Raw genomic sequence first — 16,273 nt, 5'->3', positions numbered from 1 at the left:
GCACCGCCCAAGTCCCGATCACCCGGAGGAGAACCGACATGAGCATCCACCAGCTGACCACCGCCACCGCCAACGTCACCGCGACGGTCTTCACCGACCAGGGCGCCCTGATCGCCGCCCTCGACGCCCAGACCGACACCGCGTTCGCCGACCCGCAGACCCTCGCGCTCACGGCGATCCGCCGGCTGCGCGAGTCGGCCGACCACCAGCCGCAGCTGCTGGCCACCCGCGGCTGGGTCGCCGACATCACCGCGCTCCTGGAGTCGATGACCGCCGCCGCGCAGGCCGCCGAGCAGAGCGAGCTGGCCGAGCTCCTGGGCGACGCCGCCGAGATGGCGGACGACCTGCTGATCCTCCTGGCCCGCGCCGCGCACGGCACCCTCCCGGCCACCGCGGGCGACGGGGACGGCGAGGAGCTGGAGGACGACGAGGACTGGGCCGACGACGAGCCGATCGCGGCCTGACACCGAGAACGAAAGAGGAGGCCCGCCATGAAGTACCGCGTCGACATCCCCACCCGGGACAAGGTCACCGGCGCCCGGGGCTGGCAGTACCTGGTCGTCACCGCGACGGTCAGCCGCGAGGCCCGCGAACTCGCCCTGGCCGAGGCCGGGGACCTAGCCGCCGTCCGGCACCGCCGCGACGCGGACTTGGTCCTCGACGACCCCGCCCGACCGCTCCAGGTCTGGGACGTCACCCGCCGCTAGCTACGCCCCGGGACGGCCGTCACCACCGGCAAAAGTGCGTCGACCGTCCCGGGCCCCCGGCACCCCAACAGAGAACCGGAGATCACCATCATGACCGCTTCCCTCGCCGAGATCGAGACCAGCACCCGGCTCCTCGCCGACGAGGTCGAGGCATGGCTGGCCCAGATCACCCCCGCCAGCCCCCTCCCCGCGTCGCCGGTTGCCGTCACCGGGCGGGGGACCGGGATCGACATCGCAGCGCTCGTCGCGGCCGGGCTCGCGGAGGTCGAGCGCAACGAGCGCGCGACCGCCGCCGCCCAGCTGGGCGCCCGCCCCACGCTGCTGGAGCGGCTCACCCGCCGACACCTGCGCCCCGCCCACCTGGCCAGCGTCCACATCCGCCGAGCCGCCGCCGTCCTCGCCACCGCCGGATGGTGCCGAGGCGAACTCACCGACGCCAGCGGCCGGCACTGCATCCTCGGCGCACTCCAGGCCGCCGCCGCCGAAGCCGACACCGCGCTGCGCTCCCACGTTCACATCCGCGCCGCGATGACCGACCCGGCCCCCTACGCCCGCCCCTCCGACGCGTACCTCGCCCGGCTCGACGCCCAGGCCCGCGCCTGCGGTCTGGACCCCTCCGACGTACGCCGCCGCCACGACATCGCGGTCGCCAACAACATCGGCCAGCTCACCGTTGGCGCCGTCCTCGAGCTCCTGGAACGCGCTGCCGCCATCGCTGAATCGGCCGGCGACTGACCTGTCCGCTTTCCCGCAGACCATGACCGCTCTCCGACCCGACCGAGACGAGGACCCATGACCACCGCCTACCCCCCCGACCCGATGAGGCCCCACCTGGTGCCGCTCGGCGCCGACGCGGACAGCGCCGCCCCAGTCTTCCTGGACTGGGAGACCACCCCGCACCTGACGATTGCGGCAGGGACCGGCTACGGCACCACCTCCCTGATCCGCCTGATCGTCGCGCACACCGTCGCCACCGGAGGCACCGCCACCGTCATCGACGGCTGGACGTGTGAGTACGAGGAGTTCGTCGGAGTCCCCGGCCTCGACGTCGCCTACGAGCCGCCGGAGATCGAGGACGTCATCCGCTCGTACGTCGGCGACATCGAGGACCGCCTCCGCGCCGCTGCCAAGGACCCCCACTTGGTCACGGACGGCAGGGTCCTGGCCGTCGACGGTCTCCCGGCTCTGTGGCACAACGCGAAGGAGGAAGAGGACCACGGCCTGCTGTGGGCGCTGACCGACCTCAAGCGGATCCTGCTGAACGGCCGTGCCGCGGGCGTCCACCTGGTCACCGACATCGACGCCGCCACCGTGGTGCAGCAGCTGGACGCCGACCTGCTCCGGTCGGCCACCGCCACCCTCATGATCGGCCCCGCCGACCACGACCTGGCACGCCTGCTGGGCGTCGACCCGCTGTTGGAGCGCCCCCGCGCAGGCGCCGCGATCTGGCGCACCCCGGCCGCCGTCCAGGGCCGCCAGCTCGACCTCCCGCACATCACAGCCGAGCAGGCCCGCAGCCTCGCCCTCGGAGTTATCCACAGCTGACCTGCGGTGGGAGCCGAAATCCGTCTCCCGCGTCCACAGGCTCCTCGTGTTCGACTCGCGTTCCGCCGGGACCCCGGTCCCGGCATACGACCGAAAGGCAGCGACTGGTGAGCGACGTGAACAACACCCTCGACGCCGTGCAGATCGCCGCGCACGGGCTGGTCGTGGACCTCGCTGACGTCCTGGTGCGAGGCCACCTCAAGGAACACCCGTCCCTTATCGCCTTCCGCCTCGGCGTCGTCAGCGGCGCCGTCGACCAGGTCCGCACCGTCGTCCAGGCCGAGCGGCACTCGGGCCGGTGGCCGCGCCTGGCCGCAGACCCCGCCGCCGAGCACGAGCGCGAACGCGCAGCCTTCGCCGGACACCACTGCGACTGCCCTTACTGCCCTCAGGCCCTCTGACCACCAGCTCCAGACACAGGAACGGGGCGCGTCCCCATCGCCAGCAAGCAACGGACGCGCCCCGCACACACCCCGAAGGGATAGACCGAGATGACCACACCGATCGCCCGGGACGCAAGCGGCATCGCCGCGTGCCCGCCCACCGACTCCTGGTGCGCCGACTGCGACGGCCGCCCCTGCCGGAACCTGGAGACGTTTCCCGCGGGAAACCCCCGCGCGCTGACCGAGGCCGACCAGCTCGCCGCCACCGCCGGCCACGGCGCGCACGTCCACTTCGCCGCCCGCCGCGACGAGTTTGTCGTCGTCCTGCCCGAGGCGGTGGCGGCATGAGCGACTACCTGCGCCCGTGGCGCTGGGACCGCGAGGACAAGGCCGCCAACCGCCAGGCCCTCGAAGTCCACCGCTACGGCCACGTCATCCGCTGCGACCACCGCGGGCTCCTCATCGACGGCGAACGGATCGACACCATCCCGGTGTACGAGCCGGTTCCACGCCCCAAGGGCGAGCCGGAGCCCGTCCCCTTCGAGCTCGGAGACGACGGCCGGCTCTTCTACCGGGGCCAGCTCAAGGCCGTCCTGGCCCCGCCTGCGCCTGGCACGTACGGGCCCCGCCCGATCTACATCCACCCCACCGCCTCCCCGCGTCTGCAGTCCTCTGGAAGGAGCACCGCCGCATGAAGCTCACCCTCACCACTGAGACCCTGACCGACGCCCTGCGGCTGGTCGGCCGCCGCATCCCCGCCAGGCCCACCGCACCGACGGCGGCCGGACTCCAGCTGACCGCCGACGGCCAGCAGCTGACCCTCACTGCCTCAGGCGACCCGACGACGATCGGGGTGCGCACCGTAGTCCCGGCGTCCGTGCACCTGGCCGGCACCGCCGTCCTGCCCGGCCGGATGCTCACTGCCATCGCCCGCACCCTCCCCGCCAAGGCCCCGCTCGACATCACCGTCGACACTGGCATCGCGAACTTCACCTTCGGCGCCAGCAGCATCGCCGTCCCGCTCCTGGACGGCGACTACCCGGCGATGCCCGACCTGCCCATGACCGTTGGCACGGTCAGCGGCCGAGAGTTCGCCGCAGCCGTCAACCAGGTCGCCGTCACCGTCGGCACCGACGACACGCTGCCCATGCTCACCGGCATCCGCGTCGAACTGGCCGGCCACGAACTGAGGCTCTCCTCCACCGACCGGCACCGCGCCTCCTTCCGGTCCATCCCCGTCGAGCGGACCGCCCGCCGGGCCCCCTCCCAGCTCTGCATCGTCCCCGGCAAGGCGCTGCGCGCCACGGCCACCGACCTCCGGCACGCCGAGACCGTGACCTTCGGCCTGCCCGCGGCCGAGGGACAGCGGTTCTCCGTGTCGACGCCCGGCATGACCGTCGCCCACACGCCGCTGGAGGCCACTCACTACCCGGACCTCAGCAAGGTCACCCCGAAGAGCTTCGCGACCACCGCGGTGCTGGACCGCATGGCACTGGTCGAAGTGGTGCGCCGCGCCGTCGCCGTGGCGGGCGACTACGTCCCGGTCTGCCTCACCATCCAGCCCGGCGCCCCCGTCGTCGTCGCGGGCGGATCCCGCTACGAGGCGCGGACCCGGGACGAGCTGGACGCCCGGTCCGTCAAGGGCGAGCCGATCCGCCTGGCCCTCAGTGCGACGTACCTGCTCGGCGGCCTAAGGGCCCTCAAGTCCCGCACCGTGCAGCTGAGTCTGACCCGGCCCGACCGGCCGGCGCTCCTGCACACGCCCGGGTCCGACCGGGGCGCTCTGCGCTACCTGCTGATGCCCGTGCGCCAGTACTCGGACGCGCCGACGCCCAACTGACCCGCTCTGTGGGCCCGGTCACCCCATCCGGTGGCCGGGCCCACCCCGCTGAGAACAGTTGTGACGAGTTTTGCAAGGAGTGGTGTGTTGTGACCCGAGCTTCGGTGAAATCCGGTACCTTCAGCGTCAGTAGATTTTCGTTCGGACGTTTGGAGGATCACGGTGCCAGCAACTCCGCGCACTCCTCGGAAGTTTCCGGCCGAGGGGGTGACCTCGCGGCGCGCTCCTGGTTCGGCAGCGCAGGGCGTGACCTCGACGGACATCGCGCGCATGGCAGGGAACGTCTCGCGTCCGTCGGTCTCCACGATCGTGAATATCGCCGGTGTTCCGGGTGCGGGTATCAAGCGCGGGATCTCACCGCAGAACGGGCAGCGGCTCGTGGCGGCGTTCTCGGCGGGAATGCTCACGGAGAAGCTGGCGCGCTCGATCGCCGAGGACCCGCACGCCGTGATCCGAGCCTGCGAAGCGCTCCGCGAGGTCGTGGAGGAGATCGTCCGCGCGAAGGCCGACGGATCGGGGGCCATAACGGCAGCCTGACCTCAGGTACGACAAAGGCCCGGTTCTCCTGGCAAGAAGTGTCCGGGCCCTCATCGCTGCAACAGGCGATCCGTCTGATCCACATCCCCGGGGCTGGTAACCCCGGGTCTCGGCCTAGCAAGCCGTCTGTGGTTGGACGAGAACGCCCTTCGTCATTTGAGAGGGTACCCATGGCTTCGGCCATCCACTACACCAGCAGTTCAAATGTCCGGAATGTCACTCCGTCTGTGTCGATCTACGACGGCGGTGACCAGTGACCTCGCCCACCACCCAGACTTCCGCGCAGGGCTCCCACGACCGGGTGAGCCTGCAGCGGTTCCTCGCCGCGCTTGAGGCACACGACTGCAACCCGCGCCCCCGCGGTGACGGCCTGGACGCCCTGTGCCCCGTGCACGACGTGAACAGCCCCTCGCTCTCCGCCGACTGGAAGCCGCCGACCCACGACAAGGCCGGTCGCGTCGTCTTCGAGTGCAAGGGCGGCTGCGACCGCGCCGACGTCATCGCCGCTCTCGGGCTTAAGTGGGCAGACCTGTACGACGGGCTGTCTCCTGAGGCCCAGGCCAAGACCGGTGCCCGGGCGACCTCCCTCCCGCGTCGCCGTACGGCCCCCGAGGCCGCGACTGAGCCTGCGCAGGCCCGTACCCCGGGCAAGGACGTGGCCAAGGCTCGCAAGGCCACCCAGGCCCGCCTCAAGAAGGCGCTGGCCGGGCACACCCACACCTTCGCCGAGACGACCCACACCTACACCGACGTCGACGGCGGGATCCTGGCCCGGGTCCACCGTCACAAGTGCACGGACGTGGCCTGCCCGGACAAGAAGAAGGGCCGCCGCTTCGCCACCTCCTACCCGGACGGCAAGAACCCCTACCCGGGCCGCAAGCTCGGCGACTGGCTCGGCCTCTACAACCTCCCCCTGGTCGCCGCCGCCATCAAGGACGGCCGCACCATCCACGTCACCGAGGGTGAAGGCGACGCCGACGCCGTCATCGCAGCCGGGGGCGTGGGCACCTCGCACTCCAACGGCGCCGGTTCCTGGTCCAACCAGCACACCGAGCAGCTCCGCGGCGCGCACGTCGTGGTCGTCGCCGACAACGACCTCGTCGGCTACCGCCACGCCGCCCAGGTCGCAGCCGAGCTCGACGGCGTCGCCGCCTCCGTCCGCGTCGTGCGCGCAGCCGTCGATACGGATGGCGCGGACGCCACCGACCACCTCCAGGCCGGTCACACCCTGGACGACTTCGAGGATGTCGACGCCCTCACGCTGGAAGGCGCGCTCGCCGAACCCGCAGCCCCGGCCGCGGCCCCCGCCCCGGAGAAGCGCCCGGTCAAGAAGGCGGAGCCGAAGGAGAAGACCGGCCCCAAGCGGCGCGGTCCCAAGCCCGCCGAGATCGAGCCGGCCAACCCCCTCGCCATGTCGACCGGCCAGTGGCGCTACTCCCTGGGCGACGGCAGCGACGAGTTCGACCGCGGCGTCTACCGCCTCACCACCGTCCGAGACCCCCGCACCGGCGAACGCGTCGAGGTCTGGGAGTTCTCCTCCGTCCTGCCCTACGTGCTGGAGCAGCTGGTGGTCCGCGACGGCGCCGCCCGCCGCGCCCGCCACGACCTGCGCCTGACGATGTCCCTGGACGAGGGCGCCGAGATCGCCAAGTGCACGCCCGACCAGATCAAGACCGGCGAGTGGGCGCAGATGCTGAACGTCCCGCTGAGTGCGGACGACAAGGTGCAAAAGGCCGTCCAGACCGCCATCAACGAGATCGCAGTCACCTACGCCCCCGAGCAGGAAGCCGTCCCGCGCTGGGTCAACGAGGACACCCTCGTTGTGCCCTCCGGCGACGTCGCCCCGCCCGGATACTTCGTCGAGATCCTCAGCGAAGGCCGGGCCCGCACCAACTGGCAGAAGCTGCTCACCCTCGCCGCCCAAGAGGGCAACGAGCGCCTGGCCCTGATGCTCGGCGCCGCGCTGGGAGGCATCTACCTCAGCCCGCTGGAGCGCCAGGGCTTCTGGATTCTGGCGGTCGGCGGAGCCCGCCAGGGCAAGACGACGGCTATGGACGCGGGCGCCGCGATCTTCGGCAACCCCAAGTACGTCGTCACCGGTTGGAGCGTCAGCCCGATCGGCCTGATGGAAAGCCTGGGCGCCCTCGGCATCGTCACCGCCTTCCGCGACGAGCTGGGAGCCTCCGGCCTCAGCGGCCCCAAGCTGGAACAGACCATCTTCACCACCACCGACGGCGCCAAGCGCACCATCGGCCTGCGCGGCGGCGGCTCCCGCACCACCGCCGGATGGGAATCAGTCCTCTTCGCCACCGGCAACGTCTCGGTCACTGGCCGCATCACCAACGAAGGCATCGCCGCCCGCGTCGTGGAAATCCCCACCCCCATCGTCAAGGACGGCCAGACCGCCAAGCGCGTCAAGCAGCTCAGCTACCGCGCCTACGGCTGGCCGCTGCGCTGGCTCCTGGCCGACCTGCGCCTGAACGACTTCCGCGACGCCGTCGCCAAGGCGGAAGACGAGCTGGGCAGCGGCGTCGACGGCGTAGCCTCCACCCTCGGCGAGCACCTGGCCCTCGCGATTGCCGGCGCCGAACGCCTGGAAGAGATGCTGGACGTCACCGGCCTGCGCGACGCCGCCCTCCGCGCGGCCCGGGAGCGCCTTGGCACGCTGACCATGGAGCTGGAGGAGCGCGGCGGCAACCCGGCCGACCGCCTCCTGGCCGCCGTCGTCCAGGCCGTCTCCTCCCGGCCGGGCGCCTTCCCCGACTTCGCGCTCTACAAGGCGTACATCCAGGGCGGCGAGAACGCCCCGCAGCTCGCCTCGCGCGAACTCGAAGGCTTCTACCTCGCCCCTCAGCATGTCGCAGTGTTCTCCAACGGCATCAAGGCCATCGCCGCCGACGCGAACATCGAAGACTCCCTCCTGGGCCTGCGCGACCTCCGAGACGACGGCCGCCTCATCACGAACAATCAGCTCCGCAACAAGATCCGAACCGGTCGTACGACCGTCGACACCTACACCTTCGTCCTCCCCACCGGAGACGACACCGACGACGACCCCACCCCCGGTACGGAGGGAGGAGGCGGCGAGGGCCCCGGAGACGACAACGGCGCGCCCCACGGCGACAGCCCTGTCCAGGACACCCTCACCGACGAGCCCAAAGCCGACGCTGCTCCCCAGCCCGGCCCCGCTCCGGCCAGCACTCCGCCTGCAGACGAGGAGGAGACCCGCATGGCCGTTCAGATGGACGACGTCCCCGGCGGCACCTGCGTGCGCTGCGGACACCACACCACCCACCAGAGCAACGGCGCCTGGGCGCACATGGAGATCCCCGGCGTCATGCGCTGCGACGTCGGCTACCTCGACCCCAACATGCAGCACCTCAACGCCCAGGCATTCCCCCACCTCGCCCAGCAGCCCGCCGCACCCTCGGCCCCCGTGACGCCCTCGATCCCGGCCCAGGCCACCGCGCCCGCCGAGACCCCCTCCCCGCGTCCCAGCGTCATCTCGGCGCCCCCGCACAAGTCCCGTGCCCAGCTGGAAACCCCGGCCACCACCAAGATCTACCCCAACGGCCCGCTCGCCGTGCTCGATACCACCGAGGACGGCCAGCTCGTCGCCCACCTGGTCGACGGCCGCACCCTCGACTGTCCCGCCCGCTCCATCCCGACCCTGGTGAAATGGGCCCTCGACGCCGGACTCGGCCAGGCCCGCCTGCACCGCTGGGGAACCGACGCCGATCCGCTCGTCATCCTCACCGCCGCGGCCACCAAGAAGTTCGGCTTGCCCCCCGAGCTCGAAGACGAACGCGGCCAGCGCCTCGAAGACGGACACCGCGTCATCAAGGCCATCGAGAAGGCTGGCTGGTCCCTCACCCGCCGAGGCTTCGGCCCCTGGCCCAGGATCTACAAGCCCATCAACGGCGGCCGCCGCATGTGCGTACAGCTCGGCATCGCTCCTTGGGGCGCCCTCGGCAAGGAATCCCAGTGGTCCCTGCCCGACGACATGCCCGCCCCCGAGATCGCCCGCACCCTCGGCATCTACGCCCAGCGCGTCATCGCCCCCCGAGGCACCGTGGCCACATCCGGCCTGGAACTCATGCTCCAGCTGCGCCCTCCCACCCGCCCAGTGCGAGTCGAGATCACCGACGAGCAGACCGGAGAGGTCACCGAGACCTACGTCTCCGGCCCCGTCGAAGGCTCCCTCACCCAGCCCCGCCAGCCGGCGCCCTGCGAGACCCGTGCCGAACACCCCGTCGTCCATGCGCTCTACGGCAACAACCGCCCCGACGACCAGGTCATGCGCGAGGAAGCCTGGTCCTGGCACCGCGCGCCCGAGAAGGAGGAGCGCTCCCGCACTCACGTCGTCGGCATCGACACCAACACCAGCTTCCTCTCCGGCGCCTCCCGGCTCCTGGTCGGCGACAGCGACCCCGTCCACCACCAGCGCCCCGCCTTCGACCCGAAGACCCCCGGAGCCTGGCGAGTCGACTTCTCCGACGCTGACCTCGATCCCCGCCTGCCCAACCCCTTCACGGCCAACGGCGAGCGGCCCACCGGCCCAGGCTGGTACACCACCCAGACAGTCGACTACGCCCGCAAGCTCGGCCTCAACCCCCAGCCCCTCGAAGGCTGGCTCCGCGAACCCCTCGGCGCGGGCTGGCTCGACCCCTGGAACGAGCGCCTGGCAGCCGCCTACAAGACCACCATGGCCCGCCTGGGCATCACCGAGGACATGACCCCGGAAGCCTTCCTGGAAGCCATGGAGCGCTACGAGAACGGCGACGGCGACCAGACCGAGCGCCTCGTTCTCCGGGCCATCAAGCAGTCCGTGAAGTCTGGCGTCGGCCGCCTCAACAGCAGCCCCGCCCGCTACCGCAACTACGTCGATGGCCAGCCCTGGCCCGAGCTGGAGAAGCCCTGGTGGCGCCCCGACATCCGGGCCTCCATCATCTCCACCGCCCGCGTCATCCAGCACCGCCGCATCGTCAAGACCCAGCAGCTCACCGGCCTGGCCCCGCTCGCCGCCTACAGCGACTGCGTTATCTACCCGGCCAACAGCCCCTCCCCGCTGGAGATCATCCCGCGCAACGCCGACGGCACCCAGGTACCCGGAGCCTTCCGCCTCGGCGTCTGCCCTGGCTGGGCCAAGCTCGAAGGCGCCCGCTCCATGAACTGGTACGTCCAGATGAGCGAGAAGGTCAACCCCGCCCGCTACATCGCCCCCCGTGAGGGCGAGCGCAACGACGAAGGAGAGTGAGACACCCCATGGGCAAGTTCCTCGACGGACTCCGCCGCGCCGTCCACGCCAAGATGACCGAGGCCCAGGCCATCCCTAAGACCACCAAGGGCCGTGCCGCGGCCCTGCTGCGCGACGAGAAGAAGAAGGGCGGCGAGGCTGGCGCGATCCAGCGCGCCGCCGCCCGCCTCGGCATCCACCCCGACTCCTTCCGCCGATACGTCAACGGCAAGCGCAAGAACCCGCCCAAGCACATCGAGGAGAAGCTGGCCAACGAGGTACGGGCGGTCTGGAAGCCCAACGTCCAGAAGAAGCTTGCCCAGCAGGCCAAGACCGCCCCCGTGAAGATCAGCGGCAAGGCCGAGTTCGGCTACTCCAACAGCCACTCCGGAACGCACACCCCAGACCCGCGCACGCGGCACATCGCCGAAACCCTCCCGCCCCACTACGCCACGCCCCTCTGGCAGGCACTCGAAGACGGCGACGAACAAGAAGCCCAGCGCATCGTCCGCGAGTACATCCAGAACGAGTACATCCGGGAAGCCGGAGGAGACAACCAGTACACGGAAATCGAGTTCGGAGAAGTCCGCTACATGGACTTCAATTTCTGACGCATTGAAGGGTGAGGCTCCGGAGCGAATCTGGGGCCTCACCCTTTTCCATACCTAGGCGCTCGGATTACGGCTGCGGGAGTCTGTTTGCAACAAAGTTCGCCGCTACCAGAGTTACAAAAAACACTCCTTTCTCTGACTGTTTAAAGAGACTGCCGATAAGGGGGAGTCCGGTCCGCAACGCACCGTTAAAACGGTCGCGGTACTGGGTTGGCAAGGTCATCTGAAGACAGGGGTAAGATTGCGAAAGGAGGGGACCCGGGTGCTAACCGCACTCAGACAGCGCTTAGTTGTCGCCACTTCAATAGCTTAGCCCTAAGAGACAACGTAGATAGTTTCCAGCGCAACTTCTCACGCGCTCATGGAGACCTCATGACTACGGCCCGGAAAAAAATCCCTCAGATCATCTGTGTTTCCTGCCTCAGCGCCGCACTCATTGCATCAGCAGGAGTCACCACAGTCATAGCGGCTTCACAGACATCCGCGAACGCATTGGTCCAAACGAAACCCCAGGAGGACGGAGACGGTGGTGACTCCGGCACCGGCCAGGGGACGGACACCGGCCAGGGGACGGACACCAGCCAGCAGACGGACACCAGCCAGCAGACGGACACCAGCCACCAGACCGACACCAGCCACCAGACCGACACCAGCCACCAGACCGACACCAGCCACCAGACCGACACCAGCCACCAGACCGACACCAGCACTGGCCAGACTCGGCTGCGGTCCGTGCCTGTTGGCGAACCCGACCAGAACCGGAGCGTCGAGACGGTCAAACAAACCTACAAGCAGAGTCACAAAGAGAATGACGGAGGTCTGCTGAGCCGATACGAGAAGCTGAATCCGGTGCAGAAGCAGGTAGTGAATTGCGCAACGGGCAGTCTTGCGGGACAAGTCGGCAAGGTCCTGAAAATTTCGGGTGAGGATTACTCGGTTTTTCGAGATGCTAAGAATGGTTTGATCCTGGGAAAGGACATCGCCACCGGCAACGTTTACAACCTGACGTGGGACGCTGCGGCGTCGATACCTGGCCCTGGAGGGACGCTTGTCTCGTGCATCAGGATTGGGGAGAAAGTTGTCCAGCAGTACGTTGAGGACGTAAAGAAACAGACGGAGGAAGAGACTAAACGGAAGCTGCCGGGTCTTGAGGAGCAGCTCAAGAAGGGCGATTCGGTTAAAATTCAGCAGCCCCCGGGAGTTCAGCAGAACCCTCTGTCCAGGAGCAGTGGAGGCTGAGGCGGCCTCCTTCAAGTGAGAGTGCTTGCGCGCCTGCGGCTGTCATCCTCGTTCGAGGTGCGGACAGAGGTCTGCCGGCCGCTCGCTGCTGTGGGTCCAGGGGATCAAGGCGGCACAGGCTGGCCGGGTCCGGGTGGTCAGGGTCCGGCAGTGTCGGAGTTCGGCTACACGAACTCTAGGCACCATCCCCACCCCCCGAATGCGGCACATCGCCGAGACCCTGCGCCCCATCCGTTTCATGAACTTCGACATCTGACAGGGTTGTGGCCCCCGGGGAAAGACGTCCACGGGGGCCACAACCATGATCTGCTAGCGCTGGCGCCAGCCTTCCTGAAAGTCGATCTGGCTGTCTACGGAGCTCTTCTTCTGTGAGGCGTAGACGACCCGCCAGGCGGTCGCTTCGGCATCGCGAAGCCACCACTCCCCGAGTTTGACCTGCCGGTATCCGCTGACGCCGTTCTCCTCCAACGCCTGGCCGATCACCAGTCCTGCCGCGGCCTGCTGCTCCTGGTCCATCTCCTCGAAGGCGCTCAGGAGCTGGTACGCCAGCCCGATGCCGTCACCATTCAGAGCCCGTAGGACCTGAGAGCTGATGTTCGGAGGCATGAAGATCGCGCTCCCAGACGCCTGCCACAGCCGCAACCAGAAGTCCTTCGGGTCATCCGACGGAACTGGGAGCCCACCCATGAGCGACACCAGATGCGCCGCCGCCGCGTACGCATCAGAGTGAGCCACGGCCAGCAGCGCAACGTTCGCGACCTGCTCCACGCTGAGGCCGGCCACCTCGAACTCGGGCGTCAGATTGAGATGCAACTCCAGAAACTCGGCAAAGGTGGGGGGCTGGTGTATGTCAGGAACCATGAGACCTCCTGCGTGTCCCGGCACATTGAGGGCCGAGTACGGCGACCCGACATCGTCGCAGCCCTCCCCCCCACAGTGCAGCTGCTTCATACGGGTTGGCTGGGAGTGATCCCTGGCAGACAGGCGAGCCGCGACTCAGACCTCGCGGTCTTCGTCTTTGTGCGGGTGGCGACGGCGCCACGCCTGCAGCATGGCACTGCCAGCAGCCACAATGGCCGCAGTGACGAGCTGTGTAGGCAGTTCAGTGAGAAGGCCGTGCGCCATCAGATCGATGGAGTGGTTGAGCCAATCGAGCATCAGCGAAACTCCGGTACAGAGGGGTGCCTGCCGCAGGAGGCGACCGTGGACGTGTGATCGCCCGTTTGCAACACCGGGCGCCCTCCACAGACTTCATCTGCTGTTATAGACGGGTCCAGTTGTCCGGGAGCGGAACCGTACAAGCCTGAACAACGGCTCGTTGTCCGCTTTCAAGTCGGGGGGGAAGAGTTGCCGAAGCAAGGGCAGCGCCGGACACGTCCATGGGGGGCGCTGCGAGGTACGACGGAGCAAGCCAATGAGGTGGCACAGCTCCTGCGAAAGTGGCTCGATCAGAGCGACATGAGAGTCGACGATGTCCTGGCCGCGCTGAAGCCAGAACACTTCACCAGTGGCAAGGTACCCGGCCGCTCAACGGTGTCCGACAGGCTCGCCGGGATCGGGTTGAAGACAGATTTCGTTGAGGCGATCGCGGACATCTGCTCAAGCGACGTTGCCGCCCGAGATGACCTACTGGGTCAAGTCCGCTCTTTGCAGGAGCGAGCCGCCACAACCGACGTTCGGAGTGACAGATCGGAGAACCAAAGCCGCGGTGAGCAGAGCGATGGCGCCAGGCTCGCCGTGGAACTGGTCATGGTTCAAAAGAGGTCTCTGGAGGTCTCTGACAAGCTGATGCGCGCGCTGGAACGCGCACAGGAGCTGGAGAAGGAACGAAACAGTGCCAACCACATGGTGCTGCTCCTGCTGACCATGGTGGACAAGCTGCAACGTGACATTACGGCCCTGGCACGCGAACGAGACCGGCTTCGGGCCTCCCCAGCAGTTCGCCAGACCTCGCTGGACCATGTACGCGCACGGTTGACCAGGAGTGAGCAGCAACGGACGAAGGCTGAGTCTGAGCTGGAACGTGCACGTGGAGAGCGCCACAAGGCTGATCGACTCGCAGAAGAAGCTGCAGAACAGGTTCGCATCCTTACGGAAGAGTTGGACCGTCTCCGTGCCCAGGTTCCGGATTTCAGCGCTGAGACGAGTCCTGTCTCCGCCCCCTTGACGCTTCACGAGCCGCTGGACACCGACGCCGGCGACATCGACCAGGCGCTCGCGAAAGCTGCTCGTCACCTGGATGACGGGGCTGGACGACTTGACCGTCTCGCCGGCGAACTGCATCTGGACAACCCGCCGGACAACGTCGTGGCCAGTGAGGAAGGACTGGACAACCATCTGCTCGGTTCGCTCCTGGAAGAGCCGGACAACTTACGGATGTCCCCGGAGGCTGTGCTCAAGGGCGTCCAGGTGCTGCAAGTGACCGCTGACGACATGCCCGAAGGGCTGAAAGAAGCCCCGATCTCTCAGTCCTGCGGCGAAGTGCTGGAGACGGTGTCTCTCCTCCGCTTCGCCGGGTACGACGACCTCGCGGATGGCTTTCTGATGCATGCTGGAGCGCGCCGGCCGTCTGACGACATTCCCACACTTATCGATGCCCTCCGTGCAGGCGAGCGCCCCACAGATGCCTACCAACTACTGACCGGAGTCGGTCAAAGAAGACTTGCCCGTGAAGTAGTGGAAGTAGTGTCCCTCCTGCGTGAGGGACAACATGATGCTGAGGCCTACCAGGTTTTGGCCGCAGTAGGCCGCGTGAGATCAGGGAAGGCTGTTGTCGAAGTCCTGAATCTGGTGACTGCGCAAGACGAGAGTTGGGTTCTTAATGCGGCTCGCCGAGATCGCGATCTTCAGGATCTTCCGTCCCTGATCCACGCCCTCGAAGAAGCTAATCGACGCAGTGCTGCCAGGATGATGAGTTCTGCATACACCGAGAGAGCCCAAGATCTTCGAACAGCCAGCGGATTGGGGCACCTAGATCCCGATTTCCTGGGTGACATCGGTGACGACGACGACGATTCCCAGGATAATTTCGATTTCCGATCTTATCCAACTCCAGTTGATCTTCATGATATTTCTGAAGATGAAGCAGTGATGGAAGTTGTTCCGAAAGTTCGCCCTCATGTGATGAGCGAGTCTAAGTCGGTTTCTCTACCAATCAACAGGGTGGTCCTTTCAGTAGCAGATAAGGCGCTGCTGAAACGCCTCCTTCCTGAGCAACAAAGAATCAGCAGTCTGTGCGAGCGGCCGACTACGGTCGAGGAGATATCGCAAAAACTGAGGCTTCCACTCGGCGTCGTCATAATTTTTGTAGGAGATTTGGTAAAGTCAGGAATCCTCGTACAGGTCGCAACGGGTGATTAGTCTGAGCTGATCGGAGAGCGACCTCAAGCCTCTGACATGCTTGCCCCCCGCTTAACCAGCAAGTTCCCCCATCGAAGTCACGAGGGGGCTGGGCAAGCTGGCTTACCCAGCCCCCCGCAGGGCTTGCCCAGCCCCGTTTGAGGGCGCCTCCCGATGCTTGGAACGGGACGCACGCTGAAGCGCACGCGGTGTCGCGCGCCTTGTCACGCCAGCAGCCTCACCCCGCAGAAGCGGTGCGGTGGCTGTCAAGCGGGAAACCGGGTGGGGGGTTCGGAGAGTCTCTCCATGTCAGATCCTGTGTGACGGCTTCTCGGCTCCGCGCCGCGGGCGCCGGCAAGGAAGATAGCGGACATCCTGGCAGGGATGGCGACGCTGGGAGCCAGTTCTCAACCTAGCCTAGATCCAGCGGAGTTCCTTTACGAGAAGGTCAACGAAAGGGCGCTACTGGGATATTCGAAAGCTTGCTGATGGGTAAGATAGAAGAAATCTAGATGCCCATCTGACGCAAATTCAAATCATTTCAAGAATCGCCTTGTTAGCTCTGATCGCGGAGAGATCAGAGCTACAGGAAAGGCGCCGCATAAACATCGGCCACCTGGTTTAATTCCGCGAAGCGGGATTAAAAAGTTGAATCCAAATTCGGGAAAACTGGAATTCTGGTAAAGTTAGGCCACCTTCTCCCCGCGTCGCTGCGTCTGTCTGAACCTTATCTGACCAGCCCCTTTCTAGTTTGCAACCTAGCTTGGGTATGCGGGCCGCGGAGCGGGCCGCCTTCCCTGGGATGACGCGGAGCGTCACCCCTCCCGCTCCGCGGG

General features: G+C 67.3%; 15 protein-coding genes. 13 read left to right on the top strand and 2 right to left on the bottom strand.

Features of this window, described 5'->3' with window-relative positions; all coding sequences use genetic code 11:
- Positions 1–38: 38 nt before the first annotated feature.
- The 12 genes from ACFYYT_RS35345 to ACFYYT_RS35290 all read left to right on the top strand — a co-directional run bounded on the left by ACFYYT_RS35345 (position 39) and on the right by ACFYYT_RS35290 (position 12,098).
- Positions 39–464: a hypothetical protein gene (locus tag ACFYYT_RS35345; protein ID WP_351824210.1), complete on the top strand. Its 426-nt coding sequence runs from the start codon at positions 39–41 to the stop codon at positions 462–464.
- Between the two features lie 27 nt (positions 465–491).
- Positions 492–707: a hypothetical protein gene (locus ACFYYT_RS35340; RefSeq protein ID WP_351824207.1), complete on the top strand. Its 216-nt coding sequence runs from the start codon at positions 492–494 to the stop codon at positions 705–707.
- A gap of 90 nt (positions 708–797) precedes the next feature.
- A complete protein-coding gene (locus tag ACFYYT_RS35335) occupies positions 798–1,442 on the top strand; it encodes a hypothetical protein (RefSeq protein WP_351824204.1) in 645 nt (214 codons plus the stop codon).
- 57 nt (positions 1,443–1,499) lie between these two features.
- Positions 1,500–2,252: a hypothetical protein gene (locus ACFYYT_RS35330; RefSeq protein WP_351824201.1), complete on the top strand. Its 753-nt coding sequence runs from the start codon at positions 1,500–1,502 to the stop codon at positions 2,250–2,252.
- Between the two features lie 107 nt (positions 2,253–2,359).
- Positions 2,360–2,653: a hypothetical protein gene (locus tag ACFYYT_RS35325; protein WP_351824198.1), complete on the top strand. Its 294-nt coding sequence runs from the start codon at positions 2,360–2,362 to the stop codon at positions 2,651–2,653.
- A gap of 90 nt (positions 2,654–2,743) precedes the next feature.
- Positions 2,744–2,983, top strand: a complete 240-nt coding sequence (locus tag ACFYYT_RS35320) for a hypothetical protein (RefSeq protein ID WP_351824195.1) — start codon at positions 2,744–2,746, stop codon at positions 2,981–2,983.
- Complete coding sequence (locus tag ACFYYT_RS35315; RefSeq protein WP_351824193.1) at positions 2,980–3,330, top strand: hypothetical protein; 351 nt, start codon at positions 2,980–2,982, stop codon at positions 3,328–3,330. The genes ACFYYT_RS35320 and ACFYYT_RS35315 overlap by 4 nt, the downstream gene beginning before the upstream one ends.
- The gene (dnaN, locus tag ACFYYT_RS35310; protein WP_351824190.1) at positions 3,327–4,475 is read left to right on the top strand and encodes a DNA polymerase III subunit beta; all 1,149 of its coding nucleotides are present in this window, start codon (positions 3,327–3,329) and stop codon (positions 4,473–4,475) included. The genes ACFYYT_RS35315 and dnaN overlap by 4 nt, the downstream gene beginning before the upstream one ends.
- Before the next feature lie 246 nt (positions 4,476–4,721).
- Positions 4,722–5,012, top strand: a complete 291-nt coding sequence (locus ACFYYT_RS35305; protein WP_351824187.1) for a hypothetical protein — start codon at positions 4,722–4,724, stop codon at positions 5,010–5,012.
- Positions 5,013–5,265: 253 nt separating this feature from the next.
- Complete coding sequence (gene tap / locus ACFYYT_RS35300) at positions 5,266–10,269, top strand: telomere-associated protein Tap (RefSeq protein WP_351824184.1); 5,004 nt, start codon at positions 5,266–5,268, stop codon at positions 10,267–10,269.
- A gap of 8 nt (positions 10,270–10,277) precedes the next feature.
- Positions 10,278–10,859: a telomere-protecting terminal protein Tpg gene (gene tpg, locus ACFYYT_RS35295; RefSeq protein ID WP_351824181.1), complete on the top strand. Its 582-nt coding sequence runs from the start codon at positions 10,278–10,280 to the stop codon at positions 10,857–10,859.
- Positions 10,860–11,231: 372 nt separating this feature from the next.
- The gene (locus tag ACFYYT_RS35290) at positions 11,232–12,098 is read left to right on the top strand and encodes a hypothetical protein (protein ID WP_351824178.1); all 867 of its coding nucleotides are present in this window, start codon (positions 11,232–11,234) and stop codon (positions 12,096–12,098) included.
- 309 nt (positions 12,099–12,407) lie between these two features.
- On the opposite strand, the gene ACFYYT_RS35285 is transcribed toward ACFYYT_RS35290, so the two are convergent.
- Both ACFYYT_RS35285 and ACFYYT_RS35280 read right to left on the bottom strand, forming a co-directional pair.
- Positions 12,408–12,959: a hypothetical protein gene (locus ACFYYT_RS35285; RefSeq protein WP_351824175.1), complete on the bottom strand. Its 552-nt coding sequence runs from the start codon at positions 12,957–12,959 to the stop codon at positions 12,408–12,410.
- A 135-nt stretch (positions 12,960–13,094) separates the two neighbouring features.
- Complete coding sequence (locus ACFYYT_RS35280; protein ID WP_351824172.1) at positions 13,095–13,256, bottom strand: hypothetical protein; 162 nt, start codon at positions 13,254–13,256, stop codon at positions 13,095–13,097.
- 261 nt (positions 13,257–13,517) lie between these two features.
- Here ACFYYT_RS35280 and ACFYYT_RS35275 point away from each other — a divergent pair, with 261 nt between their 5' ends.
- A complete protein-coding gene (locus ACFYYT_RS35275) occupies positions 13,518–15,458 on the top strand; it encodes a DUF742 domain-containing protein (RefSeq protein ID WP_351824169.1) in 1,941 nt (646 codons plus the stop codon).
- Positions 15,459–16,273: the final 815 nt, after the last annotated feature.

Source organism: Streptomyces sp. NPDC002032, assembly GCF_042890765.1.
Classification (GTDB): Bacteria; Actinomycetota; Actinomycetes; order Streptomycetales; family Streptomycetaceae; genus Streptomyces.
This window is presented reverse-complemented; position numbering and strand designations above follow the sequence as displayed.